34 protein-coding genes are annotated in these 23,705 nt (G+C 47.8%); all 34 read left to right on the top strand.

Annotated elements, in window-relative coordinates; all coding sequences use genetic code 11:
- Nucleotides 1-62: 62 nt before the first annotated feature.
- The 34 genes from rpoC (at nucleotide 63) to rpmA (ending at nucleotide 23,603) form a co-directional block, all read left to right on the top strand.
- Nucleotides 63-4,226, top strand: coding sequence for a DNA-directed RNA polymerase subunit beta' (rpoC, locus tag AQULUS_RS02210; protein WP_148338193.1), 4,164 nt, complete (start codon nucleotides 63-65; stop codon nucleotides 4,224-4,226).
- A gap of 180 nt (nucleotides 4,227-4,406) precedes the next feature.
- Nucleotides 4,407-4,781, top strand: coding sequence for a 30S ribosomal protein S12 (rpsL, locus tag AQULUS_RS02215; protein WP_148338195.1), 375 nt, complete (start codon nucleotides 4,407-4,409; stop codon nucleotides 4,779-4,781).
- 19 nt (nucleotides 4,782-4,800) lie between these two features.
- A complete protein-coding gene (gene rpsG / locus AQULUS_RS02220; RefSeq protein ID WP_148338197.1) occupies nucleotides 4,801-5,370 on the top strand; it encodes a 30S ribosomal protein S7 in 570 nt (189 codons plus the stop codon).
- Between the two features lie 14 nt (nucleotides 5,371-5,384).
- Nucleotides 5,385-7,487, top strand: a complete 2,103-nt coding sequence (gene fusA / locus AQULUS_RS02225) for an elongation factor G (protein ID WP_148338199.1) — start codon at nucleotides 5,385-5,387, stop codon at nucleotides 7,485-7,487.
- A gap of 94 nt (nucleotides 7,488-7,581) precedes the next feature.
- Nucleotides 7,582-8,772, top strand: coding sequence for an elongation factor Tu (gene tuf / locus AQULUS_RS02230; protein ID WP_148338201.1), 1,191 nt, complete (start codon nucleotides 7,582-7,584; stop codon nucleotides 8,770-8,772).
- Between the two features lie 7 nt (nucleotides 8,773-8,779).
- On the top strand, nucleotides 8,780-9,112 hold the full coding sequence (rpsJ, locus tag AQULUS_RS02235) for a 30S ribosomal protein S10 (RefSeq protein WP_148338203.1): 333 nt from the start codon (nucleotides 8,780-8,782) through the stop codon (nucleotides 9,110-9,112).
- A gap of 74 nt (nucleotides 9,113-9,186) precedes the next feature.
- On the top strand, nucleotides 9,187-9,834 hold the full coding sequence (gene rplC / locus AQULUS_RS02240; protein ID WP_148338205.1) for a 50S ribosomal protein L3: 648 nt from the start codon (nucleotides 9,187-9,189) through the stop codon (nucleotides 9,832-9,834).
- Between the two features lie 10 nt (nucleotides 9,835-9,844).
- Nucleotides 9,845-10,459 (top strand): 50S ribosomal protein L4, encoded by a 615-nt coding sequence (rplD, locus tag AQULUS_RS02245; RefSeq protein ID WP_148338207.1) that lies wholly within the window; start codon nucleotides 9,845-9,847, stop codon nucleotides 10,457-10,459.
- Nucleotides 10,456-10,752: a 50S ribosomal protein L23 gene (rplW, locus tag AQULUS_RS02250; protein ID WP_148338209.1), complete on the top strand. Its 297-nt coding sequence runs from the start codon at nucleotides 10,456-10,458 to the stop codon at nucleotides 10,750-10,752. Before rplD ends, rplW begins: the two co-directional genes overlap by 4 nt.
- 151 nt (nucleotides 10,753-10,903) lie before the next feature.
- Nucleotides 10,904-11,731 (top strand): 50S ribosomal protein L2, encoded by an 828-nt coding sequence (rplB, locus tag AQULUS_RS02255; RefSeq protein ID WP_148338211.1) that lies wholly within the window; start codon nucleotides 10,904-10,906, stop codon nucleotides 11,729-11,731.
- 29 nt (nucleotides 11,732-11,760) lie between these two features.
- Nucleotides 11,761-12,063, top strand: a complete 303-nt coding sequence (rpsS, locus tag AQULUS_RS02260; RefSeq protein WP_148338213.1) for a 30S ribosomal protein S19 — start codon at nucleotides 11,761-11,763, stop codon at nucleotides 12,061-12,063.
- A 26-nt stretch (nucleotides 12,064-12,089) separates the two neighbouring features.
- On the top strand, nucleotides 12,090-12,425 hold the full coding sequence (gene rplV, locus AQULUS_RS02265; RefSeq protein ID WP_148338215.1) for a 50S ribosomal protein L22: 336 nt from the start codon (nucleotides 12,090-12,092) through the stop codon (nucleotides 12,423-12,425).
- A gap of 6 nt (nucleotides 12,426-12,431) precedes the next feature.
- Nucleotides 12,432-13,112, top strand: a complete 681-nt coding sequence (rpsC, locus tag AQULUS_RS02270) for a 30S ribosomal protein S3 (protein WP_148338217.1) — start codon at nucleotides 12,432-12,434, stop codon at nucleotides 13,110-13,112.
- Nucleotides 13,113-13,115: 3 nt separating this feature from the next.
- Entirely contained in the window at nucleotides 13,116-13,529 is a 414-nt protein-coding gene (gene rplP, locus AQULUS_RS02275; RefSeq protein ID WP_148338219.1) for a 50S ribosomal protein L16, read from the top strand.
- The gene (rpmC, locus tag AQULUS_RS02280) at nucleotides 13,529-13,723 is read left to right on the top strand and encodes a 50S ribosomal protein L29 (protein WP_148338221.1); all 195 of its coding nucleotides are present in this window, start codon (nucleotides 13,529-13,531) and stop codon (nucleotides 13,721-13,723) included. The genes rplP and rpmC overlap by 1 nt, the downstream gene beginning before the upstream one ends.
- Nucleotides 13,724-13,734: 11 nt before the next feature.
- Nucleotides 13,735-14,001: a 30S ribosomal protein S17 gene (gene rpsQ, locus AQULUS_RS02285; protein WP_148340250.1), complete on the top strand. Its 267-nt coding sequence runs from the start codon at nucleotides 13,735-13,737 to the stop codon at nucleotides 13,999-14,001.
- A gap of 134 nt (nucleotides 14,002-14,135) precedes the next feature.
- The gene (gene rplN / locus AQULUS_RS02290; RefSeq protein ID WP_148338223.1) at nucleotides 14,136-14,504 is read left to right on the top strand and encodes a 50S ribosomal protein L14; all 369 of its coding nucleotides are present in this window, start codon (nucleotides 14,136-14,138) and stop codon (nucleotides 14,502-14,504) included.
- Nucleotides 14,505-14,528: 24 nt separating this feature from the next.
- Nucleotides 14,529-14,855 carry a 50S ribosomal protein L24 gene (gene rplX / locus AQULUS_RS02295; RefSeq protein ID WP_148338225.1) on the top strand — a complete coding sequence of 109 codons (327 nt, stop codon included), beginning with the start codon at nucleotides 14,529-14,531 and terminating at the stop codon, nucleotides 14,853-14,855.
- A 9-nt stretch (nucleotides 14,856-14,864) separates the two neighbouring features.
- Nucleotides 14,865-15,416 carry a 50S ribosomal protein L5 gene (gene rplE, locus AQULUS_RS02300; protein WP_148338227.1) on the top strand — a complete coding sequence of 184 codons (552 nt, stop codon included), beginning with the start codon at nucleotides 14,865-14,867 and terminating at the stop codon, nucleotides 15,414-15,416.
- A gap of 5 nt (nucleotides 15,417-15,421) precedes the next feature.
- Nucleotides 15,422-15,727, top strand: coding sequence for a 30S ribosomal protein S14 (gene rpsN, locus AQULUS_RS02305; RefSeq protein ID WP_148338229.1), 306 nt, complete (start codon nucleotides 15,422-15,424; stop codon nucleotides 15,725-15,727).
- 24 nt (nucleotides 15,728-15,751) lie between these two features.
- Nucleotides 15,752-16,147 (top strand): 30S ribosomal protein S8, encoded by a 396-nt coding sequence (gene rpsH, locus AQULUS_RS02310; RefSeq protein ID WP_148338231.1) that lies wholly within the window; start codon nucleotides 15,752-15,754, stop codon nucleotides 16,145-16,147.
- An 8-nt stretch (nucleotides 16,148-16,155) separates the two neighbouring features.
- Entirely contained in the window at nucleotides 16,156-16,740 is a 585-nt protein-coding gene (gene rplF / locus AQULUS_RS02315; protein ID WP_148338233.1) for a 50S ribosomal protein L6, read from the top strand.
- Between the two features lie 126 nt (nucleotides 16,741-16,866).
- On the top strand, nucleotides 16,867-17,220 hold the full coding sequence (gene rplR, locus AQULUS_RS02320) for a 50S ribosomal protein L18 (protein WP_148338236.1): 354 nt from the start codon (nucleotides 16,867-16,869) through the stop codon (nucleotides 17,218-17,220).
- A 19-nt stretch (nucleotides 17,221-17,239) separates the two neighbouring features.
- Nucleotides 17,240-17,746: a 30S ribosomal protein S5 gene (gene rpsE / locus AQULUS_RS02325; protein WP_148338238.1), complete on the top strand. Its 507-nt coding sequence runs from the start codon at nucleotides 17,240-17,242 to the stop codon at nucleotides 17,744-17,746.
- A 66-nt stretch (nucleotides 17,747-17,812) separates the two neighbouring features.
- Entirely contained in the window at nucleotides 17,813-18,247 is a 435-nt protein-coding gene (gene rplO / locus AQULUS_RS02330) for a 50S ribosomal protein L15 (protein ID WP_148338240.1), read from the top strand.
- Nucleotides 18,248-19,576 (top strand): preprotein translocase subunit SecY, encoded by a 1,329-nt coding sequence (secY, locus tag AQULUS_RS02335; RefSeq protein ID WP_148338242.1) that lies wholly within the window; start codon nucleotides 18,248-18,250, stop codon nucleotides 19,574-19,576.
- Between the two features lie 85 nt (nucleotides 19,577-19,661).
- Complete coding sequence (gene rpmJ, locus AQULUS_RS02340; protein WP_148340251.1) at nucleotides 19,662-19,775, top strand: 50S ribosomal protein L36; 114 nt, start codon at nucleotides 19,662-19,664, stop codon at nucleotides 19,773-19,775.
- 82 nt (nucleotides 19,776-19,857) lie between these two features.
- On the top strand, nucleotides 19,858-20,211 hold the full coding sequence (gene rpsM / locus AQULUS_RS02345) for a 30S ribosomal protein S13 (protein ID WP_148338243.1): 354 nt from the start codon (nucleotides 19,858-19,860) through the stop codon (nucleotides 20,209-20,211).
- 16 nt (nucleotides 20,212-20,227) lie between these two features.
- Complete coding sequence (gene rpsK, locus AQULUS_RS02350) at nucleotides 20,228-20,620, top strand: 30S ribosomal protein S11 (protein ID WP_148338245.1); 393 nt, start codon at nucleotides 20,228-20,230, stop codon at nucleotides 20,618-20,620.
- A gap of 14 nt (nucleotides 20,621-20,634) precedes the next feature.
- Nucleotides 20,635-21,255, top strand: a complete 621-nt coding sequence (gene rpsD, locus AQULUS_RS02355) for a 30S ribosomal protein S4 (RefSeq protein ID WP_148338247.1) — start codon at nucleotides 20,635-20,637, stop codon at nucleotides 21,253-21,255.
- 27 nt (nucleotides 21,256-21,282) lie between these two features.
- Complete coding sequence (locus tag AQULUS_RS02360) at nucleotides 21,283-22,287, top strand: DNA-directed RNA polymerase subunit alpha (RefSeq protein ID WP_148338249.1); 1,005 nt, start codon at nucleotides 21,283-21,285, stop codon at nucleotides 22,285-22,287.
- Between the two features lie 70 nt (nucleotides 22,288-22,357).
- Nucleotides 22,358-22,735 carry a 50S ribosomal protein L17 gene (gene rplQ, locus AQULUS_RS02365; RefSeq protein WP_148338251.1) on the top strand — a complete coding sequence of 126 codons (378 nt, stop codon included), beginning with the start codon at nucleotides 22,358-22,360 and terminating at the stop codon, nucleotides 22,733-22,735.
- Nucleotides 22,736-23,001: 266 nt separating this feature from the next.
- Nucleotides 23,002-23,313, top strand: a complete 312-nt coding sequence (gene rplU / locus AQULUS_RS02370) for a 50S ribosomal protein L21 (RefSeq protein ID WP_148338253.1) — start codon at nucleotides 23,002-23,004, stop codon at nucleotides 23,311-23,313.
- Between the two features lie 14 nt (nucleotides 23,314-23,327).
- Nucleotides 23,328-23,603: a 50S ribosomal protein L27 gene (gene rpmA / locus AQULUS_RS02375; protein ID WP_148338255.1), complete on the top strand. Its 276-nt coding sequence runs from the start codon at nucleotides 23,328-23,330 to the stop codon at nucleotides 23,601-23,603.
- Nucleotides 23,604-23,705 lie beyond the last annotated feature (102 nt).

Genomic DNA, 23,705 nt, shown 5'->3' on the forward strand with positions numbered 1-23,705 from the left:
TCCCCTCTCCCGCAAAGAGAGGGGAATACGCATAAAGAATTTTTTTATTGGGGGGATTCACTTTGAAAGATTTACTGAATCTGGTTAAGCAGCAAAGTCAGCCACAAGAGTTTGATCTAATCCGTATTGGACTCGCTTCGCCCGATATGATCCGCTCTTGGTCTTTTGGTGAAGTGAAAAAACCGGAAACCATTAATTATCGTACTTTCAAGCCGGAAAGAGACGGGCTTTTTTGTGCCAAAATATTTGGTCCCATCAAGGATTATGAATGCCTGTGCGGCAAGTACAAGCGTTTGAAGCATCGTGGAGTCGTTTGTGAAAAATGCGGTGTTGAAGTCACGCTTTCCCGCGTGCGCCGCGAACGCATGGGGCATATCGAATTGGCAAGCCCGGTGGCGCATATCTGGTTCCTGCGCTCTCTGCCGTCACGCATAGGCTTGATGCTGGATATGACATTGCGGGATCTTGAACGCGTGCTGTACTTTGAAGCTTATGTGGTCATTGACCCCGGCATGACACAGCTGGAAAAAGGACAACTGCTGTCTGAAGAGGCTTATTACGATGCCATTGAAGAATATGGCGATGAATTTGAAGCCCGCATGGGTGCGGATGCTATTCAGACCTTGCTGAAAGGCATCAATCTTGAGACGGAAGTTCCGCGTATTCACGATGAGCTCGCGAAAACCACTTCAGAAGCCAAGCTGAAGAAAATGTCCAAGCGTCTGAAATTAATGGAAGCCTTCTTGTCTTCCGGGAATAAACCGGAATGGATGGTGCTGACCGTGTTGCCGGTGCTGCCGCCAGACTTGCGTCCGCTCGTTCCACTGGATGGGGGACGTTTTGCGACATCGGATCTTAACGACCTCTATCGCCGCGTGATTAACCGTAACAACCGTCTGAAACGTCTGCTGGACTTGAATGCGCCGGATATTATTGTGCGCAATGAAAAGCGCATGCTGCAGGAATCAGTGGATGCGCTGCTGGATAACGGACGGCGTGGACGCGCGATTACCGGCTCCAACAAACGGCCGCTGAAATCGCTTGCTGATATGATCAAAGGCAAGCAAGGCCGCTTCCGTCAAAACCTTTTGGGTAAGCGTGTCGATTACTCAGGCCGTTCTGTCATTGTCGTGGGCCCGACCCTGCGCTTGCATCAATGCGGCCTGCCAAAGAAAATGGCCCTTGAATTGTTTAAACCCTTTATATACAGCCGCTTGCAAATGCTGGGCTCTGCATCGACCATCAAGGCTGCCAAAAAGATGGTAGAGCGCGAAGAACCCGAAGTCTGGGACGTACTGGAAGAAGTGATTCGCGAACATCCAGTCATGCTTAACCGCGCGCCAACCCTGCACCGTTTGGGCATACAGGCATTCGAGCCCGTCCTGATTGAAGGCAAGGCGATTCAGCTGCATCCGCTGGTGTGTACTGCTTATAACGCGGACTTTGACGGCGACCAAATGGCCGTACACGTTCCCTTATCGCTGGAATCACAGCTGGAAGCCCGTTCGCTGATGATGTCAACTAACAACGTATTGTCACCAGCCAACGGTGAACCCATCATAGTGCCTACCCAGGACGTGGTATTGGGCTTGTATTACCTGACTCGTACACGAGTGAACGCGCGCGGTGAAGGGATGATTTTTGCCGATGTGGAAGAAGTCCACCGTGCCTATGAAAATGGAATTGTGGATTTGCATGCCAGGGTTCGCGCCAGGGTAAAAGAATTTCCGCGGGATGAAAGAACGGGTGAATTTGTTGAAAAAATCCGGTTTGTTGAAACCACGGTCGGCCGCGCGATATTGTCCGAACTGCTGCCCAAGGGGCTTTCATTCGATCTGGTCAATTGCACCATGAACAAGAAGACTATTTCCAGCTTGATCGATGCTTCCTATCGTCAAGTCGGATTGAAATCAACAGTCATTTTTGCGGACCACCTGATGTATACCGGTTTTCATTATGCTACCCGGTCTGGTTTGTCTATAGGCGTGAATGATCTGGTGGTGCCCAAGAAAAAGTCTGACATCATCGACCAGGCGGAAGATGAAGTACGTAAAATCCAGGCGCAGTTCGCCTCCGGTCTTGTGACGCAAGGCGAGCGGTATAACAAGGTTGTCGACATATGGTCGCGCACGAATGACTTGGTCGCGCAAGCTATGATGGAAGAGCTTTCCGCAGAGGCTGTCAAAGACAAGGAAGGCAACAAGGTCAAGCAGGAATCATTTAATTCCATCTATATGATGGCCGATTCGGGTGCGCGAGGTTCCGCTGCCCAGATTCGTCAGCTGGCCGGTATGCGTGGTCTGATGACCAAGCCGGACGGTACTATTATCGAAACGCCTATTACGGCGAATTTCCGTGAAGGCTTGAATGTGTTGCAATACTTTATATCAACCCACGGTGCGCGCAAAGGTCTTGCCGATACCGCGTTAAAGACCGCGAACTCGGGTTATCTGACCCGCCGTCTGGTGGATGTTGCCCAGGATATCGTGATCACGGAAGATGACTGTGGAACAACGCAAGGTATTATCGTGACGCCTCTCATTGAAGGTGGTGACGTGGTGGAACCGCTGCATGAGCGCGTGCTGGGACGTGTTACCGTACAAGATATTTTCGATCCTAAATCCAACGAAGTCATTATTCCGCAAGGTACACTGCTGGATGAAAAATGGATCAAGAAACTGGAAGACGTCACCATCGATCAGGTGTTTGTGCGCACTCCCATTGCGTGTGAATCACGCTTTGGCATTTGTTCGGCCTGTTATGGCCGCGATCTGGCGCGTGGCCATCGTGTGAATATTGGTGAAGCAGTAGGTGTCATTGCTGCCCAGTCAATCGGTGAGCCAGGTACACAGCTGACCATGAGAACCTTCCATATCGGCGGTGCCGCATCGAGAACCACTGCCGTGAACAATGTCCAGGTCAAGTTCCCTGGCAAGGTCAAACTGCACAACGTCAAGCTGATAGAACGTCAGGGCGGCAAGTTTATCGTCGTATCCCGGTCTGGTACGCTGGCAGTGCTGGATGATCACGGACGTGAACGTGAGCGTTACAAGCTCCCATATGGCGCAGAATTGAATGTCAAGGATGGATCCAAGGCGGAAGCGGGCCAGATAGTCGCAAACTGGGATCCGCATAGCCATCCGGTTATCACGGAAGTGGCAGGATTCATCAAGTTTGTTGATCTGATTGACAGTGTCACCATGAATCGCCAAACCGATGAACTGACTGGTTTGACCAGTATTGTCGTGACTGATCAAAAACAGCGTGGTTCCAGCGGCAAGGAACTCAAGCCCATGATCAAGCTGGTGGATGAAAAGGGCGAAGATTTGTTCCTGGCGGGAACTCATCTGGTTGCACAATATTTTCTGCCTGCAGACGCGATTATCAATTTCGAAGACGGCGCGAAGGTGAAAGTGGGCGACGTCTTGGCGCGTATTCCTCAGGAAACATCAAAAACACGCGATATCACCGGCGGTCTGCCGCGGGTTGCCGACTTGTTCGAGGCGCGCAGGCCCAAGGATTCGGCGATCCTGGCTGAAATTTCCGGTGTGGTCAGTTTTGGGAAGGAGACCAAGGGCAAGCGCCGTCTCATGATTACCGCCAATAACGGGGATGTGCATGAGGAACTGATTCCAAAATGGCGTCATATCAATGTGTTTGAAGGCGAACATGTGGAGCGTGGTGAAACACTGGTGGAAGGTGCATTGAATCCGCATGATGTTTTACGCCTGCTGGGTGTGAATGCACTGGCGAATTATCTGGTCAACGAGATTCAAGACGTGTATCGTTTGCAGGGCGTGAGAATCAACGATAAACACATCGAAGTGATCATCCGTCAGATGTTGCGCAAGGTCATTATCGCAGATCCCGGCGATGCAAGCTTTATCAAGGGTGAGCAGGTTGAATTCAGCCAGGCGCGGGAAGATAATCAGCGTCTCAAGAAAGAAGGCAAGATTCCTGCGCGTCTTGAACCCATGCTTTTAGGCATCACGAAAGCATCGCTGTCTACTGAATCGTTTATCTCCGCTGCGTCATTCCAGGAGACAACACGCGTCTTGACCGAGGCTGCAGTCAGTGGAAAATTGGATGAGTTAAGAGGGTTGAAGGAAAACGTGATTGTCGGGCGTTTAATACCGGCGGGAACGGGATTGGCTTATCATCTGGATCGTCGGGTAGGTGTCCACGGCCATGATCAGGCAGTCCAGCGTACTGAAAAAGTAAAATAATAACCAATAAGTCCTTGACATCAAAGGTTATGCTTTTTTAGAATCGCGCCTCTCCTGTGTGTTTGAGCAGAGCCTGGAAACAGGCCGACTCACGGGCAGGAGAATCAGCGCGATTTTGCTTTATGAAGTTAAGCCATTGATTTGGAATGAATTTTAACGGTTGGAGAGAGAGAATAGTCAATGCCAACGATTAATCAGTTAGTAAGAAGTGGTAGGGCGCCAAAGGAATTCAAGTCTAAAGTGCCTGCATTGGGTCAGTGCCCACAAAAACGCGGTGTTTGTACGCGCGTTTATACGACGACCCCGAAGAAACCGAACTCGGCTTTACGTAAGGTTGCGCGTGTTCGTTTAACGAATGGTTATGAAGTCACAGCCTATATCGGCGGTGAAGGACATAATTTACAAGAACACTCTGTTGTTTTGATCCGTGGCGGTCGTGTCAAGGACTTACCAGGTGTTCGCTATCACATAGTTCGCGGTAGCTTGGATACGGCGGGTGTCGATGGTCGACGTCAGGGCCGCTCTAAGTACGGTGCGAAAAGACCTAAGCAATAAATAATGGTGGGAATGAGCAATGCCAAGAAGAAAAGCTGCAATCAAGCGTGAGGTTTTACCAGATCCTCTTTATGGTAGTGAGGATGTCGCGAAATTCATCAATGTCGTCATGCGTGCTGGCAAGAAGTCAATCGCTGAAAAAATCGTCTACAACGCCCTGGAAATGCTGACTGACCGTCTGAAGAAGGAAAAAGACAAGGGTGACGATGATAGCGGAAAAGGTGGAAAAGGCGGCAAATCTGGCGGGTCTGCGGCGAAAGGCAAAAGCCACGGGCATACGCATGAAGAAGTGATGGAAACCCTGCGTAAGGCGTTAGGCAATGTTGCTCCTACAGTAGAAGTAAAATCACGGCGTGTGGGCGGTGCTACCTATCAAGTGCCGGTTGAAGTTGCATCTGACCGGGGTATTGCGCTGGCTATGCGGTGGGTGGTCAATGCTGCCAAGTCCCGTTCTGAAAAAACAATGGCTCTCCGGTTGGCGGCAGAGTTATATGAAGCCTATTTGGGCCGTGGCGCATCCGTCAAAACACGTGATGATGTCCATCGTATGGCTAAAGCAAACCAAGCGTTTGCACATTATCGTTGGTAAGGTAGAGGTGATCCGTGGCGCGAGTAACACCAATTGAGCGGTACCGAAATATAGGCATTATGGCCCATATTGACGCTGGCAAGACAACAACAACCGAGCGTATCCTTTTCTACACCGGCGTTTCTCACAAGCTGGGTGAAGTCCATGAAGGTACGGCGACCATGGACTGGATGGAGCAGGAACAGGAACGCGGCATTACTATTACCTCGGCTGCTACCACATGCTACTGGTATGGGATGGCAAAGCAGTTTCCCCAGCATCGCATTAACATTATTGACACTCCGGGGCATGTGGACTTCACGATTGAAGTTGAACGCTCTCTGCGCGTTCTGGACGGTGCTTGCGCCGTGTTCTGCGCAGTGGGCGGCGTAGAGCCTCAAACCGAAACCGTATGGCGTCAGGCGACACGTTACGGCGTCCCAAGACTGGGTTTTGTCAACAAAATGGACCGTACCGGCGCGAACTTTCTGCGCGTGGTGGAACAAGTCCGCACCAAGTTAAGTGCAAATCCGGTTCCATTGCAATTGCCAATCGGCGCTGAAGAAAAATTCGAGGGTGTGGTCGATCTCGTTAAAATGAAAGCCATCTACTGGGATGATAAAAACCAGGGTGTGACCTTTGAAGAGCGTGACATTGCGCCCGCCATGCTGGATGAGTGCAAGAAATATCATGAAATTCTGGTGGAAGCTGCTGCTGAAGGATCTGAGGAACTCATGCATAAATACCTCGAAACCGGCGAGCTTACCATGGAAGAAGTCAAGAAGGGGCTGCGTGCGCGCGTGCTGCGCAATGAAATCGTGTTGATGCTCTGCGGCTCCGCGTTCAAAAACAAGGGTGTACAAGCCATGCTGGATGCGGTCATCGATTATTTGCCGTCTCCTGTGGATGTCCCGGCTGTTAAAGGTCATCTCAATGACGCTGCTGAAACACCGGCCGAACGTCATCCTTCCGATAATGAGCCGTTCTCGGCGCTGGCTTTCAAGATTGCTACCGACCCTTATGTGGGCACGCTAACCTATTTCCGTGTTTATTCAGGCGTCTTGAGCTCGGGTGACACGGTGTACAATCCGATTAAAGACAGGGAAGAGCGTATTGGCCGTTTGTTGCAAATGCACGCCAACGATCGTACCGAAATCAAGGAAGTGCGCGCAGGGGATATCGCTGCTGCGGTTGGTCTTAAGAAAGTTACCACAGGCGATACTCTGACCGATCAAAACAAAGTGATCATTCTGGAAAAAATGGTCTTTCCTGATCCGGTTATTGCCGTTGCCGTCGAACCCAAGACAAAGGCTGACCAGGAAAAAATGGGTATTGCACTGGGCAAGCTTGCCCAGGAAGATCCATCCTTCCGTGTGCATACAGATGAAGAATCAGGTCAAACCATTATCGAAGGTATGGGTGAGCTGCATCTTGAAATCATTGTTGACCGCATGAAGCGTGAGTTTGGGGTGGAAGCGAATGTGGGCAAGCCCCAGGTAGCTTACCGCGAAACCATACGCGGTGCGGTGGAGCAGGAAGGTAAATATGTCCGTCAGTCTGGCGGTAAAGGACAATACGGCCATGTATGGATCAAGCTTGAACCATTGGAAGCGGGCAAGGGTTATGAGTTTGAAAATGCCATTGTCGGCGGTGTGATTCCTCGTGAATTTATTCCTGCGGTTGATAAGGGAATACAGGAACAGATGCAAAATGGTGTGATTGCGGGCTATCCTGTTGTCGATGTCAAAGTCACTTTATTTGATGGATCGTTCCATGAAGTTGACTCAAACGAAATGGCATTCAAGATTGCCGGATCCATGGCATTCAAGGATGCTGCCAAGCGTGCCAGACCAGTTATTCTGGAACCTGTTATGAAGGTTGAGGCTGTGACCCCTGAAGATTTCATGGGTGATGTCATGGGCGATCTCAACAGACGTCGCGGTATATTACAGGGCATTGATGATTCTCCATCAGGCAAACTGATTCACGCTGAAGTGCCGCTTTCAGAAATGTTTGGCTATGCGACCGACTTGCGCTCAATGACGCAGGGGCGTGCGACATACTCAATGGAATTCGCTAAATATAGTGAAGTACCAGCCAATATTGCTGAACAGATTATTGATAAAAGTAAAAAATAATACATATAGAGCCTTCCCTTGATGCACACCATGCATCAAGGGATTTTCTTCACGGGATTTGAGTTAGAGGTTTATTGAAGAGAGGATTGAGGAAATGAGCAAGCAAGTATTTGAGCGTACGAAACCGCACGTTAACGTAGGAACGATAGGCCACGTTGACCATGGTAAGACGACATTGACAGCGGCATTAACGAGCATATTGGCGAAGAAGTATGGCGGTGAAGCGCGCGCCTACGATCAGATAGACAATGCGCCGGAAGAGAAGGCGCGAGGTATCACGATTGCGACATCGCACGTGGAATATCAGTCAGACAAGAGACATTACGCGCATGTGGACTGTCCTGGCCACGCGGATTATGTGAAGAACATGATTACGGGCGCGGCGCAGATGGACGGAGCGATCCTGGTGGTTTCGGCGGCGGACGGTCCTATGCCGCAGACACGTGAGCACATTTTGCTTGCGAGACAGGTAGGGGTGCCATACATAGTGGTGTACCTGAACAAGGCGGACATGGTGGATGATAAGGAATTGCTGGAATTGGTAGAGATGGAAGTGAGGGATTTGCTGACCCAATACCAGTTTCCTGGTGACAAGACGCCGGTAGTGATAGGCAGTGCGTTGAAGGCGCTGGAAGGTGACGAGAGTGAGATTGGTGTGCCATCGATCTACAAGCTGGTGGAAGTGATGGATGAGTACATACCGATACCGGAAAGGCCGATAGACCAGCCGTTTTTGCTGCCGATTGAAGACGTGTTTTCGATCTCGGGCCGAGGGACGGTGGTAACGGGCCGAATTGAGCGCGGGATAGTGAAAGTGGGAGAGGAATTGGAGATTGTGGGCCTGAAGCCGACGATCAAGACGACTTGCACCGGGGTAGAGATGTTTCGCAAGCTGCTGGATGAAGGCCGTGCAGGGGATAACGTGGGAGTATTGCTGCGTGGGACGAAGCGTGAAGAAGTTGAACGTGGACAAGTACTGGCAAAGCCGGGTAGTATAACGCCCCACACGAAATTTGAAGCGGAAGTGTATGTGTTGTCGAAAGAAGAAGGCGGACGTCATACACCGTTCTTCAAGGGATACCGACCCCAGTTTTATTTCAGGACGACGGACGTGACGGGAGAGGTGCAGTTGCCGGAAGGTGTGGAGATGGTGATGCCGGGAGATAACATCAAGATGGTGGTCACATTGATAGCGCCGGTGGCGATGGAAGAAGGTGTGCGATTTGCAATTCGCGAAGGTGGCCGTACGGTCGGTGCTGGTGTTGTCGCTAAAGTGATAGAGTAACCATGCTATGGCAATAGGAAGAAAAAGTCAGAGAATACGTATTCGGTTGAAATCGTTTGATCACCGATTAATTGATAAATCAACCAGAGAAATTGTTGAAACGGCAAAACGGACAGGGGCACAGGTTAGAGGCCCTATTCCGCTGCCTACGCGCATCGAGCGCTATACAATTTGTATTTCACCCAATGCTGATAAAGATGCAAGAGATCAGTATGAACTGCGTACGCACAAGCGCGTGGTAGACATTAATCGTCCTACAGACAAGACGATTGACGCTCTCATGAAGCTTGACCTCGCAGCAGGGGTTGATGTGCAAATCAGCGTGGATGCGGAAGATTAACTGCTCAGACAACACTGTTATTCCCCGCAAGGGAAGATGGATTGAATGAGAGTCTATAGTTTGAGGCTATAAAAATGACAATAGGTTTAGTTGGCAAAAAATGCGGAATGACGCGGGTGTTTACTGAGGATGGGGTGTCTATACCTGTTACAGTAATCGAAGTGCTTCCTAATCGTATTACCCAGGTCAAGACACTGGATAACGATGGGTATCATGCTATTCAGGTTACAACAGGCACTTGCAAGCGCACGAGCTTGACAAAGCCTGAGGCTGGCCACTTCGCTAAAGCGGGTGTGGAGCCAGGCTGCGAACTGCGTGAATTTTATGTTGAAGATGCAAAAGATCTCGATGGCTTGACAGTGGGTTCCGAAATCAAGGTGGATCGCTTTACCGTGGGTCAGTATGTCGATGTGACTGGAATATCAAAGGGTAAAGGTTTCGCCGGCGTTATCAAGCGGCATCATTTTAACTCACAAGATGCTTCACATGGTAACTCGCTTTCGCATCGCGCCCCTGGATCTATTGGTCAAAGACAGTCACCAGGCAAGGTTTTCAAAGGCAAAAGAATGGCCGGGCATATGGGTGACGTGGTGCGCACCATATTGTCACAACAAATCGTTCGTATCGATGCTGAACGCAATCTGGTTTTGGTCAGAGGCGCCGTTCCTGGCGCAACCAATGCGTATGTTGTGATACGCCCTGCAGTCAAGAAGAGCGCGTAAGGAGAAGGCGATGGAAATAAAATTATCAAGCTCGCAGAAAAAGATTGAACTGGCTGACTCCGTATTCGCTTGTGAGTTCAATGAATCACTTATTCATCAGATAGTGACAGCGTATATGGCAGCCGGCCGCGCTGGAACCAAGGCGCAAAAAACACGCGCAGAAGTCAGCGGTGGCGGCAGCAAGCCATTTAAACAAAAAGGTACAGGCAGAGCTCGTGCTGGTACAATTCGCAGCCCGATATGGCGTAAGGGCGGTATTGTCTTTGCAGCAAAGCCAAGATCATATAAACAAAAAGTTAACAAAAAAATGTATAAAGGCGCTTTGCGTTCCATATTCTCTGAATTGATCCGGCAAGAAAGATTGTTGATTGTGGATGAATTTCAAGTAGATGCGCCAAAAACAAAGTCCTTGCTGAAGATGCTGGATAAAATGAAGATTGAAGGCAGTGTGCTGATAATTGCTGATTCTGTGGAAGAGAATCTTTATCTTTCCGCGCGCAACCTGCCCGAGGTCGAGGTGAGAGACGCGGCGACAGCTGCTACAGATCCAGTATCACTGGTAAAAGCGGACAAGATCATAGTTACTCAGGCTGCAATTAAAGAGATCGAGGGGTTGCTGAAATGAACCAGGAACGTCTTTTACAAGTAATACTAACACCGCATGTTTCTGAAAAATCGACCATTGCCATGGAAAAGCGTAATGAGTATGTGTTTGAAGTGGCAGATAACGCAACCAAGCCTGAAGTGAAAGATGCTATCGAACATTTGTTTAATGCAAAGGTCAAGACAGTCAGGATTGTGAATGTCAGACCCAAGAAAAAGATGTTCCGCGGCTTTGAAGGCAAGCGCCAGGGGTGGAAAAAGGCATATGTTACGCTGCAGGCGGATCAGAAGCTGGATATCATCGGAGCGCAATAAGTAATAAAAAAGAGCGTGTTCAAGTTGCTCTCGGCTGTTTTCATATTATAATAGCGCGGCCCTGAATAGACTAATGCGTTTCCTCACGTTTGCCAGCAAGTAAACATGATGAAGACAAAATTAAGTAACTGATTGAGAAATTGAGGATAATATGGCAATTGTTAAGCATTCACCAACATCGCCAGGTAAGCGTTTTGCGATAAAGGTCGTGAATAAAGACCTTCATAAGGGCGAGCCGCATGCTGCGCTGGTTGTGAAAAAATCCAAAACGGGCGGCAGAAACAATCAAGGCAGAATTACCTGCCGGCATATTGGCGGCGGACATAGGCAAAAATACCGCCTGGTTGATTTCAAGCGTGATAAGGATGGTATACCGGCCAAGGTTGAAAGGCTGGAATACGATCCTAACCGAAGCGCGTTTATTGCCTTGTTATTATATGCCGACGGCGAACGACGTTATATGATAGCGCCTCAAGGTTTGAAAGCCGGTGATGAAGTGGCTTCCGGGAAAGACGTTGCCATTAAGGCAGGTAACTGCTTGCCTCTGATCAATATTCCGGTTGGTTCCACGGTTCACTGTATTGAAATGCAGCCGGGCGGCGGTGCGAAACTCGCGCGCAGCGCAGGTGCTTCTGTACAGTTAATTGCGCGTGAGGGCATATACGCAACATTGAGACTACGCTCGGGCGAAATGCGCAAGGTTTTGTCTGAATGCCGGGCTGTGGTTGGCGAAGTCAGCAATTCAGAACATAATCTGCGCTCTCTGGGTAAGGCTGGTGCAACGCGTCATCGAGGTATCCGTCCGACGGTGAGAGGGACGGCAATGAATCCTATCGATCACCCGCATGGTGGTGGTGAAGGAAGAACAAAGGGCGGACGTCATCCTGTTACTCCATGGGGTGTGCCAACTAAGGGCTATAAAACACGCCGTAACAAGCGTACAGCCAAATTTATCGTCCGTGATGCTAACAAGAAATAGTTATAACTTATTGAGTAAGAGGTGTCAGCGTGCCACGTTCAATTAAAAAAGGACCATTTGTAGATAACCACCTGATCAAAAAGGTTGAGAAGGCCGTTGCAACGAGTGACAAGAGACCAATTAAAACCTGGTCCAGACGGTCAATGATTGTACCTGAAATGGTTGGTTTAACGATTGCTGTTCATAACGGCAGGCTGCATGTGCCTGTTTATGTTACTGAAAACATGGTTGGGTACAAACTCGGGGAATTTGCCATTACCCGTACATTCCGCGGGCACTCTGGTGATAGAAAGGCTAAGGGCGCTGAAGAAGCGGCTAAAGCATCTGAATAGAGGCCTAAACGAAAGAGGAATTGAGTATGGAAGTTGCAGCGAAATTAAAATTTGCAAGATTGTCACCGCAAAAGTGCCGTCTTGTTTGCGACCAGATCCGTGGACTGCCCATTGATCGCGCGTTAGATATTTTGAAATTCAGCCGTAAAAGATCCGCGGCTGTGCTCAAGAAGGTATTGGATTCGGCAATTGCAAATGCTGAACATAATCACGGTGCAGATATTGATGAATTGAAAGTCACCAAAGTGTTCGCAGATCAAGGTCCGACGTATAAACGTATGCAGGCAAAGGCCAAGGGGCGTGGTTCCCGGATTTTGAAGCCTACCTGTCATATTACAATCGTTTTATCGGATGAGGAGTAAGAGGTAATGGGCCAAAAAGTTAATCCAGTCGGTATACGTTTAGGTATTGTGAAAGACTGGGCATCCAGGTGGTATTCATCGGCAAAGGAATTTTCAGACACATTATGTGCGGACCTGAAGGTCAGAGACTATCTGCGAAAGAAGCTGGCACAAGCTGGTATCAGCCGTATCCAGATTGACCGCCCCGCTCGCAATGCCAGAGTGACAGTTTATACTGCCAGGCCGGGCGTCATCATTGGAAAGAGTGGTAAAGAAGTTGAGGCGCTGCGTGATGAGGTGAGCAAGATAGTCAATGTGCCTGTTCATGTCAGCATAGAAGAAGTCCGCAAACCCGAACTGGATGCAAGACTGGTGGCTGAATCAGTGGCTCAGCAATTGGAGCGTCGTATCATGTTCAGACGAGCCATGAAGCGCGCTGTGACTACAGCGCTGCGCTCGGGCGCGCTCGGAATCAAGATTAGTGTCAGCGGGCGTCTAGGTGGTTCTGAAATTGCCCGTACAGAATGGTATCGCGAGGGCCGTGTGCCATTGCAGACCTTCCGCGCAGATATAGACTACGCACTTGCTGAAGCGTATACGACATACGGTGTAATTGGGGTTAAGGTGTGGATATTCAAGGGTGAAATCATTGGCGATAAGTCCACCCAGACAGAGAGCACCGAGAAAACCGCTAAGCAGGAGAAATAATCCATGTTGCAACCAAAGCGTACTAAATATCGCAAACAATTTAAGGGTCGCAACCGCGGTATTGCCACTCGCGGTACAAAGGTAAGTTATGGCGAGTTCGGTCTGAAAACGGTTGAACATGGTCGTATCACGGCGCGGCAGATCGAAGCTGCAAGACGCGCGATGTCCAGACACATCAAGCGTGGCGGCAAAGTCTGGATCAGAGTATTTCCTGATAAGCCAATTACCAAGAAGCCATTGGAAGTGAGACAGGGTTCCGGTAAAGGCAATGTGGAATACTGGGTAGCACTGGTACAGCCAGGGCGCGTCATGTTCGAGATTGAAGGAGTCACTGAAGATTTGGCACGTGAAGCTTTAGGTTTGGCTGCTGCCAAGTTACCGGTTAAAACAGAATTTGTAGCGCGGACGATAATGTAATGAAAGCGATTGAATTAAGAAATAAGAGTGTGGATGAGCTGAAGACGGAACTGCTCGCCTTGTTGAAAGAGCAGTTTAACCTGCGGATTCAAAAAGGCGCCGGGCAGTCACCAAAATCCAATCTGTTCAAGAAGGTCAGGCTGGATATAGCACGAATCAAAACGATACTGAAAGAAAAGGGTTCAATAGTATGACGGACGAAAAAATGGTTGAAAAAGAGAAGTCATCAAGAACAATTACTGGCACAGTCATTAGCGATAAAATGAACAAAACAATCGTTGTTCAGGTTGAGCGCAAGGTTAAACATCCGTTATATGGAAAATACATACGCCGTTTTTCCAAGATGTACGCGCATGATGAGGATAATGCTTGCCATATAGGGGATCTCGTTGTGATACAGCAGACCCGTCCTTTGTCCAAGACAAAGCGCTGGAAGTTGGTAGAGATTCTAAAACGAGAAGAACAACAATAATTTTGCCCGTATATTGCTGATTTTCACGCAATAATAATAGCGAAAAGATGTTGTATTAAGCTTTTATTTTTATTTAAACATGATAATATTGGCGGGCTCAAAAAGGCACGTCCACAGGTAAGTTGGAGTAAAGCATGATTCAGATGCGAACAATGCTCGATGTGGCTGATAACAGCGGCGCACGTCGTGTCATGTGTATAAAGGTTTTAGGTGGCACTCGACGCCGATATGCCAGCATCGGGGATGTAATCAAGGTTTCTGTGAAAGAAGCCATCCCCCGCGGCAAGGTCAAGAAAGGCGAAGTCTTAAACGCTGTTATAGTCAGGACTAAAAAGGGTGTCAGAAGGTCAGACGGATCATCCATTCGATTTGATGAAAATGCAGTTGTGTTATTAAACACGCAATTGCAGCCGATCGGAACCCGTGTTTTCGGTCCTATTACGAGAGAGCTGCGCGGTGAAAACTTTATGAAGATCATATCGTTAGCTCCTGAAGTTCTCTAGCTAGCAGATTAAAGAGATACGACTATGAAAAAGATCAAAAAAGGCGATGAAGTGGTAATCATCGCAGGTAAAGACAAGGGAAAGAGAGGAACAGTCCTTTCTGTGGTTGACGGCGGCGAGAAACTGCTGGTTGAAGGTATCAATACAGCCAAAAAACATGTTAAGGCCAATCCTAACGCAGGTGAGCGCGGCGGAATAGTCGACAAAAACATGCCGATTCACCGCTCTAATGTCATGATTTATGACCATACTGCCAAGAAGGGCAGCCGGGTTGGTATTCGCATATTAAAAGACGGTCAGCGTGCGCGTTTCTTGAAAGCCAGCGATCAACTTGTTGAAGTTAAAGGGTAAGGTGTAGTTATGCCAAGGTTGCTCGATTTTTATCGTAAAGAAGTCGTTTCCAAGCTGAAAGAAAAGTTTGGGTACAAGTCTGTCATGCAGGTTCCGCGTATTGAAAAGATCACAATCAATATGGGCGTTGGAGAAGCCGCGGCTGACAAGAAGATTTTGATGAATGCAATTGGTGACCTGGAAAAGATCACAGGTCAGAAAGTTGTACCCACTCTGTCACGCAAGTCTATCGCTGGATTCAAGATTCGCGAAGGCTGGCCAATTGGCTGCAAGGTGACGCTGCGCCGGGACAAGATGTATGAATTTCTTGACAGGTTAATAACCATAGCCTTGCCGCGTGTGCGTGATTTTCGTGGCGTGAGTGCAAAGTCGTTTGACGGCCGCGGTAACTATAGCCTGGGTATAAAAGAGCAAATCGTATTTCCTGAAATCGAGTACGACAAGATTGATGCGCTTAGAGGAATGGATATTACTATTACTACCTCTGCTGCAACTAACAAAGAAGCGTTTGCTCTCTTGCAGGCATTTAATTTCCCTTTTAGAGAGAAAGAAGTGAGTTAAGGAATATGGCAAAAAAATCAGTAAGAAATCGTAATGCAAAACGCATCAAACTTGTGAGCCGCTTAAGAGCCAAGCGCGATCAATTAAGAGAAGATGTTAGTAATATACACTTGAGTGACAAGGACCGCTGGGAAGCTATGCAGAAATTGCAAGATCTTCCTCGTGATTCGAGTCCAACGCGTAGACGCAATCGCTGCAAACTCTGCGGCAGACCGCGCGCCTACAACCGATTAACAGGCTTGTGCAGATTGCATATGCGGATTGCCACCATTAATGGTATGGTCCCTGGAATGCATAAAGCCAGTTGGTAAAAAACAGATATACAGAGGTGTCAGATGTCAATGCAAGATCCAGTTTCTGATATGCTAACATGCATACGAAATGCTCAGGCTATGGGGATCAAGTCCATTCGCATGCCGCATTCCAGCTTTAAAAAAGAAATCTTACAAGTATTGAAAGATGAGGGCTTTATTAACGATTTCGAAGTGATAGAGTCCGAAAAAAAGAAGAACTTGCACGTAACGTTAAAATATTATCAGGGCAGACCTGTCATTGAACGAATCGATCGTGTCAGCCGCCCTTCGCTGCGTGTTTATAAAGGATATGACCAGATTCCACTGGTTCGTGGCGGTCTGGGAATATCGATTGTTTCCACTCCCAAGGGAGTGATGTCGGATAAAACTGCACGCGCGCAGCAAGTCGGCGGTGAAGTTTTATGCACGGTTGAGTAGGAGTGAGTATGACAACGTCATCGAGTGTCCCAACATCAAGAGTAGGTAGAAAGCCAGTTGTTATACCTGCTGGTGTAGAAGTCAAACTTCAAGGTCTTATGTTGTCGGTCAAGGGTCCAAAAGGACAGCTTTCAGTTCCGCTGCATCCGTTTGTGCATGTATCCGTTGAAAGCAACGAGATAAAAGTGCAGCCAAATTCAAAGACCCAGGGTGTTATAACCGGTAAAAGTGTAAAACTTTATAAATCTATTGCCGGTACCATGCGTGCTAATATTAATAATGTAATACACGGCGTCACACAGGGGTTTGAGCGCAAGCTGCTTTTGGTAGGCGTGGGCTACAGAGCGCAGGCAAAGGGCAAAATTCTTTCGCTTAGTCTGGGTTTTTCACATCCAACGGATTTTTCTGTTCCGGAGGGTATTACAATTGAAACGCCAACCCAGACTGAAATCGTCATAAAAGGTTCAAATAAAGAAATGGTTGGCCTGGTGGCGGCGCAGATAAGACAAATACGCGGACCTGAACCTTATAAAGGCAAGGGCGTGCGTTATGCAAATGAAGTCATAGAAATCAAGGAAACGAAGAAGAAATAGCGCATCGTACTAGGATGCAGTATTTCAAAGTGGCAAATGCAATGATTCGTATGAATACATCGCATAAAAGACAGGGTTGCGCACCAATTATAAGAGCGAACAAGTTATTAGCAGGGTGAAATGGTAATGAATAAGAAAATTACAAGATTGCGTAGAGCCAAGCGTACACGATTAAAAATCCGTGACTTGGAAGTTACCCGATTGACTGTACACAAGACGCCGCGTCATATGTACGCACAGGTAACATCGTCTGATGGTGCTAAGACACTGGTTTGCGCATCAACACTGGATAAAGAATTGCGTAAAAAAATGAAGTCTACAGGTAATATTGAGGCGGCTAAAGAAGTGGGTAAACTGATTGCCCAAAGAGCCCTGGAAGCTGGTATTACAGAAGTCGCATTTGACCGCGCTGGTTTTGCATACCATGGCCGCATTAAGGCACTGGCTGAAGCGGCAAGAGAAGTTGGGTTACAATTTTAAGGCACATAAGGGTTAAGCTATGGCAAGTTTTGATCAAGGTTCTAAAGGTGACGGCTACACTGAAAAGCTTGTAGCTGTTGCACGTAATGCAAAAGTGGTCAAAGGCGGTAAAATCTTCAGCTTCGCGGCAGTGACAGTGGTTGGCGATGGTAACGGCCGTATTGGCATTGGCAGAGGTAAAGCGCGAGAAGTGCCTGTTGCGATTCAGAAGTCTCTCGAAAATGCGCGAAAGAATATGCGGCATGTTGTATTGAAAGGCGACACTCTGCATCATCAGGTCACTGGCAAACATGGCGCGACACGCGTATTCATGAAGCCGGCTTCCGATGGTACCGGTATCATTGCAGGTGGTGCCATGCGCGCAGTGTTTGAAGTGCTTGGCGTCAAGAATGTACTCGCAAAAATTGGCGGCTCCACCAATCCGGTCAACGTGGTCAGAGCTACGCTCAAGGCGTTGTCCAGTATCACTACGCCAGACTTCGTGGCGTCAAAACGCGGCAAGAATGTAGAAGAGCTGCTCGGATAGCCTGACCTGATATCAGGCAATATCAGCAGAAATAACGTTAACAACATCTGTAGAGGTATTGTAAAGATGCAACTTAATACTTTACATCCAGCTCCTGGTTCCAAGACTAAATCTAAACGGTTAGGTCGTGGCATAGGTTCAGGTAAAGGCAAGACATGTGGCAGAGGTCATAAAGGTCAGCGCGCTCGCGCGGGTGGATATCACAAGGTCGGTTTCGAAGGCGGCCAAATGCCTTTGCAAAGACGAATCCCTAAATCGGGATTTCGCTCCAGACAATCATTGCACAGGGATGAAGTTTATTTGTCAGATCTTGGTCGTGTCGAATCTGATGTGATTGACCTCGCAGCTTTGATAGCGGCAGGCTTGGTCAGACGTGACACCAAAGATATCAAAATTATAGGATCGGGTGAAATTGGCCGTGCTGTTACCATTCGTGGTATAGCGGTTACTGCGGGTGCCCGTAAGGCAATAGAAGCAGCTAAGGGAAAAATCGAGGGATAAATGGCAGAAGGCAGGCGCGGTGTCAATTTCAATTCTAGCGGATTTACGGATCTTAAATATCGTTTATTATTCGTATTACTAGCAATTGTAGTATTCAGGATTGGCTCATACATTCCTGTACCGGGCCTGAATCCACAACGCTTGCAGGAACTTTTTAACGGGCAGCAAAATAATATTGTAGGCTTGTTCAACATGTTCTCAGGCGGTGCGCTGATGCGCTTTAGCATTTTTGCATTGGGTATCATGCCTTATATCTCTGCGTCCATTATTATCCAGTTGTTAACTGTTCTTTCACCAAGCCTGTCCGAACTGCGGAAAGAAGGTGAATCAGGGCAGCGTAAAATAAACAAGTATACCCGCTACGGAACAGTGATACTCTCGGCATTTCAGGCAATTGGCGTATCCAAGATGCTGGTGGCGAATGGCGTTGCTCTTGCTCCGGGGTTTGCCTTCTACTTTACAACGGCATTGACGCTGGTTACCGGGACCATGTTCCTGATGTGGCTGGGTGAACAAGTCACGGAACGCGGCATAGGCAACGGTATCTCCATGATTATCTTTGCTGGTATTGTTGCTGGACTTCCCGCGGCATTGGGAAGAACGCTGGAACAGGTAAGAGAAGGACAGTTACAAGTTGTGGTATTGTTATTGGTGGCCGCGGCTGTTATAGGCGTCGTCGCCCTGGTTGTCTTTATTGAACGCGCACAGCGTCGAATTACTATCAATTATGCAAGGCGTATGCAGGGCGGCAAGGTTTATTCCGCTCAGAGTTCACATTTGCCCTTGAAGATCAATATGGCAGGTGTGATACCTCCCATATTCGCATCCAGCCTTATTTTGTTCCCTGCCACCATCGCACAATGGTTTGGCAACACAAAAGGGATGGAATGGCTGAGCACTTTAAGTGTTGCGTTGCAGCAAGGCCAGCCATTACACATGATTTTGTTCAGTGCGGGCATTATCTTTTTCTGTTTCTTCTACACTGCGCTTGTCTTCAACCCGAAAGAAACTGCTGAAAACCTGAAAAAGTCTGGCGCGTTCATTCCCGGGATACGTCCAGGCGAACAGACAGCGCGATATATCGATAATGTCATGACACGGTTGACACTTGCAGGTGCGATCTATGTTACATTAGTCTGCCTGCTGCCAGAGTTCCTGATATTAGCCTGGAATGTCCCCTTTTATTTTGGCGGCACTTCCCTGCTGATCATCGTGGTGGTTGTGATGGACTTTATGGCACAGGTACAGGCTCATATTATGTCTTTTCAATATGAGTCATTGTTAAAGAAGGCAAATTTGCGAGGCGGTGGTTTTAACTCCCTTCGCTAATGCTTGGTTTTTTGTTATAAATGAAACACTTGTTCTGCGCCAGGCTTATTGTCGCATGAATAAGAGCAAGCTTGAGGATAAAAAAATGAAAGTGGGTGCATCTGTTAAAAAGATATGCCGCAATTGCAAGGTCGTTAAACGTCATAACGTTGTCAGGATTATTTGCAAAGAAAAGCGTCATAAACAAAAACAAGGTTGATTTTTCCGTAATTGAATATTACACTCATGCGCTTTTTGTATGTTTGTTAAGATAATTTAGTAAGAAAGTTAGGAGTGATTGAATGGCTGCCCGTATTGCAGGCGTAATTATACCAATGCAGAAGCATATTGTTATAGGGCTTACTGCTATTTATGGGATTGGACGAAATCGTGCCAAAGTCATCTGTGGCTCGGCGAAAGTTGATCCTACCAAAAAAGTCAAAGATTTGACTGAAGCTGAACTCGAAGGCTTGCGAGGCGAGATTGCCAAGTTTCGTGTAGAAGGTGATTTGCGCCGAGAAGTAGCAATGAATATCAAACGTCTTGTTGAGCTGGGTACTTATCGCGGCACACGCCATAAACGTGGCTTGCCTGCCCGCGGACAACGCACCAGGACAAATGCGCGCACACGCAAAGGCAAAAGAAAAGGCAAATAGAAGGTAGACAAGCGACATGGCTGAAGCAGCAGTAAAACCAAGAAAGAAATCAAAACGTCAAATAAGTGATGGCATTGCACATATCTATTCATCATTTAACAACACGATTGTAACTATTACCGATGTCCAGGGAAACACAGTCGCCTGGACCAGCGCAGCAAACTGCGGCTACCGTGGTTCGCGTAAATCAACGCCTTATGCGGCAGGTGAAGCTGCTCAAAAAGCTGGTCAGGCTGTAGTTGAAAACTTTGGCATGAAAAATGTCCAGGTCAGAGTAAAAGGTCCGGGACCTGGCAGAGAATCCGCAATTCGAGCATTGTACGCAGTCGGCTTGAAAATTGTATCAATCACAGACGTAACAGGCATCCCATTTAATGGCTGCCGCGCGCCCAAGAAACGACGCGTGTAACAGGAGATAATCAAATGGCACGGTATTTAGGTCCTCGCTGCAAACTTTCCCGACGGGAAAGAATGGATCTTTCACTTACGAGCGGTGTTAGATCTTTGGATACAAAATGTAAACTGGACACTGCGCCAGGGCAACATGGCGCCCGCCGCGGTCGTGAAACAGAACATGGCGTTCAGTTACGCGAAAAGCAGAAAGTTCGCAGAATGTATGGTATTCTGGAACGTCAATTTGAAAACTATTTCAAAAAAGCAACTCGCTTGAAAGGTTCAACGGGTGAAAATCTGTTGAAGCTTCTTGAAAGAAGACTGGATAACGTTGTTTACCGTATGGGCTTTGGATCCACCCGTGCGGAAGCAAGACAGTTGGTGACTCACCGCTGTATCCTGGTGAATGGCAAGGTGGTAAACATACCATCTTATTTACTGTCTCCCGGTGATGTTGTCAGTGTGCGTGAAGGCGCCAAGACCCAGTTGCGCATACAATCGGCTTTGACATTGGCACAAGCCCGTCCTAGCTGTGACTGGCTGGAAGTTGATGCAGGCGCGTACTCCGGCACATTCAAAAATGCCCCGGATCGTGATCGCTTGCCGCCAGATATTAATGAACAGTTAATTGTTGAGCTTTACTCTAAATAGTCACTTCTGGGATAGAGAGGTTGTTACATGCAAAATAATCCATTTGATTTTTTAACACCTCGTGAAATCGCCGTCGAAACGGTTTCGCCATTTCATGCGAAAATCACATTGGAACCGCTTGAACGCGGTTTTGGACATACACTAGGAAACACCTTGCGTAGAATATTGCTGTCTTCTATGCCGGGAGCTGCTATCGTTGAAGTAAAAATCGATGGTGTTTTGCATGAATACAGTGCTATTTCAGGCGTTCAGGAAGATGTCGTTGAAATCCTGCTAAACCTCAAGGGTGTGGCTATCAGGCTCCATGGACGTCAGGATGTGACTCTTAAGCTTAGCAAAAAGGGTCCGGGCCCTGTTATTGCCGGCGATATTGAACCCGAGCACGATGTTGAAATTATTAATCCAAATCATGTCATCGCGCACTTGAATGAAAGCGGTTCGCTTAACATGACCTTGAAAGTCATGCTGGGAAGAGGTTATCAGCCAGCCGTTGTCAGAACGCGTAAGACTGAAGGCAAGACGACCATAGGCGCTTTGCACCTTGATGCCAGCTTCAGCCCGATTCGCCGGGTTGCTTACACGGTTGAAAATGCCCGTGTTGAACAACGAACAGACTTGGATAAATTAGTGATTGACCTTGAAACAAATGGCACACTGGATCCGGAAGAAGCGATCAGACGGTCAGCAACTATTTTGCAGCAGCAATTGGCAGCATTTGTAGACCTGCAATCAGCTCCGCTGGTTCAGGAAAAATCTTCGCGTGAAGACTCGGTCAATCCGATTTATTACCGTCCGGTTGATGATCTTGAATTGACGGTCAGATCTGCAAACTGTCTGAAGGCAGAAAATATTTTCTTTATCGGTGATCTGGTACAGCGCACCGAGGCAGATCTCTTGAAAACACCTAACCTGGGCAAGAAATCTTTAACCGAGATCAAAAATGTACTTGCTGCGCATGGTCTGGCGTTGGGTACCAAAATTGATGGCTGGCGGACGCCCACATCAGCTCATGAAAAAGATGAAGCCAAGTAACTGATTGGAAATGTCATTGATCCAGAGAATATATTGATATCAAGTATTAAAATTAAAAGGGTTTATAGTCATGCGTCATCGTAACAGTGGTCGTAATCTGAGTCGCACAAGCAGCCATCGCAAGGCAATGTTTAAAAACATGATGGTTTCCTTGCTGCAACATGAAATGATTAAAACAACATTACCAAAGGCCAAAGAATTGAGAAGATTTGTTGAGCCACTTATCACATTGGCCAAGGAAGACACGTTACATAAGCGCCGGCTTGCCTATACCCGTCTTCGCGATCGTGAAGCCGTGTTGAAACTGTTTAACGAAATCGGACCATTCTTTAAGACACGTCCGGGCGGATATTTGCGTATATTGAAATGCGATTTTCGCAAGGGTGACAATGCGCCCATGGCCATTGTTGAACTGGTTGGCCGCCGCGATGATAATGCAGCAGCCTAAAGGTTATAAATAAAATAATAAATCGTTTTAAAACTCGCCAGATTGGTTCGCTAATCTGGCTTTTTGTTTGACGTGAAGACTGACTTGATTGTTTGCGGTTATTCGTGCCGGGCTGGATTCGAAGCGAGTTCCGTATTGATTTGACGACGGTTCAAGTCTCAAGCCTTGTATCTTGTTGTAAAGTAGTTGCGGCTGTGAGGGTAATAAAATATAATTCACCCTCTTTTTAGTATCCGTATCAAATGGACAGCGTTGGAGTGTTATAAATGTACGCAGTAATATTTAGTGGCGGTAAACAATACCGTGTTCAAGAGGGAGATACCCTGAAGCTTGAGTCACTGCCTGAAGAGGTGGGCTCGACTGTAAATTTTGACAAGATTTTATTAGTGGGTGAAGGCGACAAAATCAAGGTGGGACGTCCTTACCTGGATGGCTGCAAAGTGTCAGCGACCGTTGTATCCCAAGGCCGTCATAAGAAGATTGAGATCGTCAAGTTCCGTCGCAGAAAACACCATGAAAAATGGCAGGGTCACAGACAGAACTTTACCGAAGTAAAAATCACGCAGATTGAGGCTTAGCAGGGGGATCCACAATGGCACATAAAAAAGCTGGCGGTAGTACACGAAATGGTCGTGATTCTAACCCCAAATATCTCGGTATCAAGCGTTATGGCGGACAAATCGTCAATGCTGGTGAAATTCTTGTCCGCCAACGCGGGACCAAGTTTCACCCCGGCATGCATGTTGGTCTGGGCAGAGACCACACGCTTTACGCATTGGTATCCGGCCGCGTTGTGTTTGGTGTCAAAGGACCCATGCGCAAACGCAGCGTGAGCATTGAACCTGTAGAACCAGTAGAAGCAGCTTGACGACTTCTGCCGGGCGATTATGCCGCCCCTTGGATAATTTAATTTAAAATCAATAAGAAGCCTCATCCTTCCCTGGTGAGGCTTTTTTTTACCAGGGATATT

This window comes from Aquicella siphonis, from assembly GCF_902459485.1.
In the GTDB taxonomy this organism is placed as follows: domain Bacteria; phylum Pseudomonadota; class Gammaproteobacteria; order DSM-16500; family DSM-16500; genus Aquicella; species Aquicella siphonis.

What these genes read in the sequence shown, in the direction of transcription:
- rplO (WP_148338240.1), top strand. Translation starts at nt 17,813, where the DNA reads ATGCAACTTAATACTTTACATCCAGCTCCTGGTTCCAAGACTAAATCT.
- rpsG (WP_148338197.1), top strand. Translation starts at nt 4,801, where the DNA reads ATGCCAAGAAGAAAAGCTGCAATCAAGCGTGAGGTTTTACCAGATCCT.
- rplW (WP_148338209.1), top strand. Translation starts at nt 10,456, where the DNA reads ATGAACCAGGAACGTCTTTTACAAGTAATACTAACACCGCATGTTTCT.
- rpsH (WP_148338231.1), top strand. Translation starts at nt 15,752, where the DNA reads ATGTCAATGCAAGATCCAGTTTCTGATATGCTAACATGCATACGAAAT.
- rplB (WP_148338211.1), top strand. Translation starts at nt 10,904, where the DNA reads ATGGCAATTGTTAAGCATTCACCAACATCGCCAGGTAAGCGTTTTGCG.
- rpsN (WP_148338229.1), top strand. Translation starts at nt 15,422, where the DNA reads ATGGCAAAAAAATCAGTAAGAAATCGTAATGCAAAACGCATCAAACTT.
- rplU (WP_148338253.1), top strand. Translation starts at nt 23,002, where the DNA reads ATGTACGCAGTAATATTTAGTGGCGGTAAACAATACCGTGTTCAAGAG.
- rpsJ (WP_148338203.1), top strand. Translation starts at nt 8,780, where the DNA reads ATGGCAATAGGAAGAAAAAGTCAGAGAATACGTATTCGGTTGAAATCG.
- secY (WP_148338242.1), top strand. Translation starts at nt 18,248, where the DNA reads ATGGCAGAAGGCAGGCGCGGTGTCAATTTCAATTCTAGCGGATTTACG.
- rplE (WP_148338227.1), top strand. Translation starts at nt 14,865, where the DNA reads ATGCCAAGGTTGCTCGATTTTTATCGTAAAGAAGTCGTTTCCAAGCTG.
- rpsL (WP_148338195.1), top strand. Translation starts at nt 4,407, where the DNA reads ATGCCAACGATTAATCAGTTAGTAAGAAGTGGTAGGGCGCCAAAGGAA.
- rpsC (WP_148338217.1), top strand. Translation starts at nt 12,432, where the DNA reads ATGGGCCAAAAAGTTAATCCAGTCGGTATACGTTTAGGTATTGTGAAA.
- AQULUS_RS02360 (WP_148338249.1), top strand. Translation starts at nt 21,283, where the DNA reads ATGCAAAATAATCCATTTGATTTTTTAACACCTCGTGAAATCGCCGTC.
- rplV (WP_148338215.1), top strand. Translation starts at nt 12,090, where the DNA reads ATGGAAGTTGCAGCGAAATTAAAATTTGCAAGATTGTCACCGCAAAAG.
- rplR (WP_148338236.1), top strand. Translation starts at nt 16,867, where the DNA reads ATGAATAAGAAAATTACAAGATTGCGTAGAGCCAAGCGTACACGATTA.
- rplX (WP_148338225.1), top strand. Translation starts at nt 14,529, where the DNA reads ATGAAAAAGATCAAAAAAGGCGATGAAGTGGTAATCATCGCAGGTAAA.
- rpsE (WP_148338238.1), top strand. Translation starts at nt 17,240, where the DNA reads ATGGCAAGTTTTGATCAAGGTTCTAAAGGTGACGGCTACACTGAAAAG.
- tuf (WP_148338201.1), top strand. Translation starts at nt 7,582, where the DNA reads ATGAGCAAGCAAGTATTTGAGCGTACGAAACCGCACGTTAACGTAGGA.
- rpmJ (WP_148340251.1), top strand. Translation starts at nt 19,662, where the DNA reads ATGAAAGTGGGTGCATCTGTTAAAAAGATATGCCGCAATTGCAAGGTC.
- rplF (WP_148338233.1), top strand. Translation starts at nt 16,156, where the DNA reads ATGACAACGTCATCGAGTGTCCCAACATCAAGAGTAGGTAGAAAGCCA.
- rplC (WP_148338205.1), top strand. Translation starts at nt 9,187, where the DNA reads ATGACAATAGGTTTAGTTGGCAAAAAATGCGGAATGACGCGGGTGTTT.
- rpsK (WP_148338245.1), top strand. Translation starts at nt 20,228, where the DNA reads ATGGCTGAAGCAGCAGTAAAACCAAGAAAGAAATCAAAACGTCAAATA.
- rpsQ (WP_148340250.1), top strand. Translation starts at nt 13,735, where the DNA reads ATGGTTGAAAAAGAGAAGTCATCAAGAACAATTACTGGCACAGTCATT.
- rpmA (WP_148338255.1), top strand. Translation starts at nt 23,328, where the DNA reads ATGGCACATAAAAAAGCTGGCGGTAGTACACGAAATGGTCGTGATTCT.
- rpsM (WP_148338243.1), top strand. Translation starts at nt 19,858, where the DNA reads ATGGCTGCCCGTATTGCAGGCGTAATTATACCAATGCAGAAGCATATT.
- rplD (WP_148338207.1), top strand. Translation starts at nt 9,845, where the DNA reads ATGGAAATAAAATTATCAAGCTCGCAGAAAAAGATTGAACTGGCTGAC.
- rplN (WP_148338223.1), top strand. Translation starts at nt 14,136, where the DNA reads ATGATTCAGATGCGAACAATGCTCGATGTGGCTGATAACAGCGGCGCA.
- rplP (WP_148338219.1), top strand. Translation starts at nt 13,116, where the DNA reads ATGTTGCAACCAAAGCGTACTAAATATCGCAAACAATTTAAGGGTCGC.
- rpmC (WP_148338221.1), top strand. Translation starts at nt 13,529, where the DNA reads ATGAAAGCGATTGAATTAAGAAATAAGAGTGTGGATGAGCTGAAGACG.
- rpsD (WP_148338247.1), top strand. Translation starts at nt 20,635, where the DNA reads ATGGCACGGTATTTAGGTCCTCGCTGCAAACTTTCCCGACGGGAAAGA.
- rplQ (WP_148338251.1), top strand. Translation starts at nt 22,358, where the DNA reads ATGCGTCATCGTAACAGTGGTCGTAATCTGAGTCGCACAAGCAGCCAT.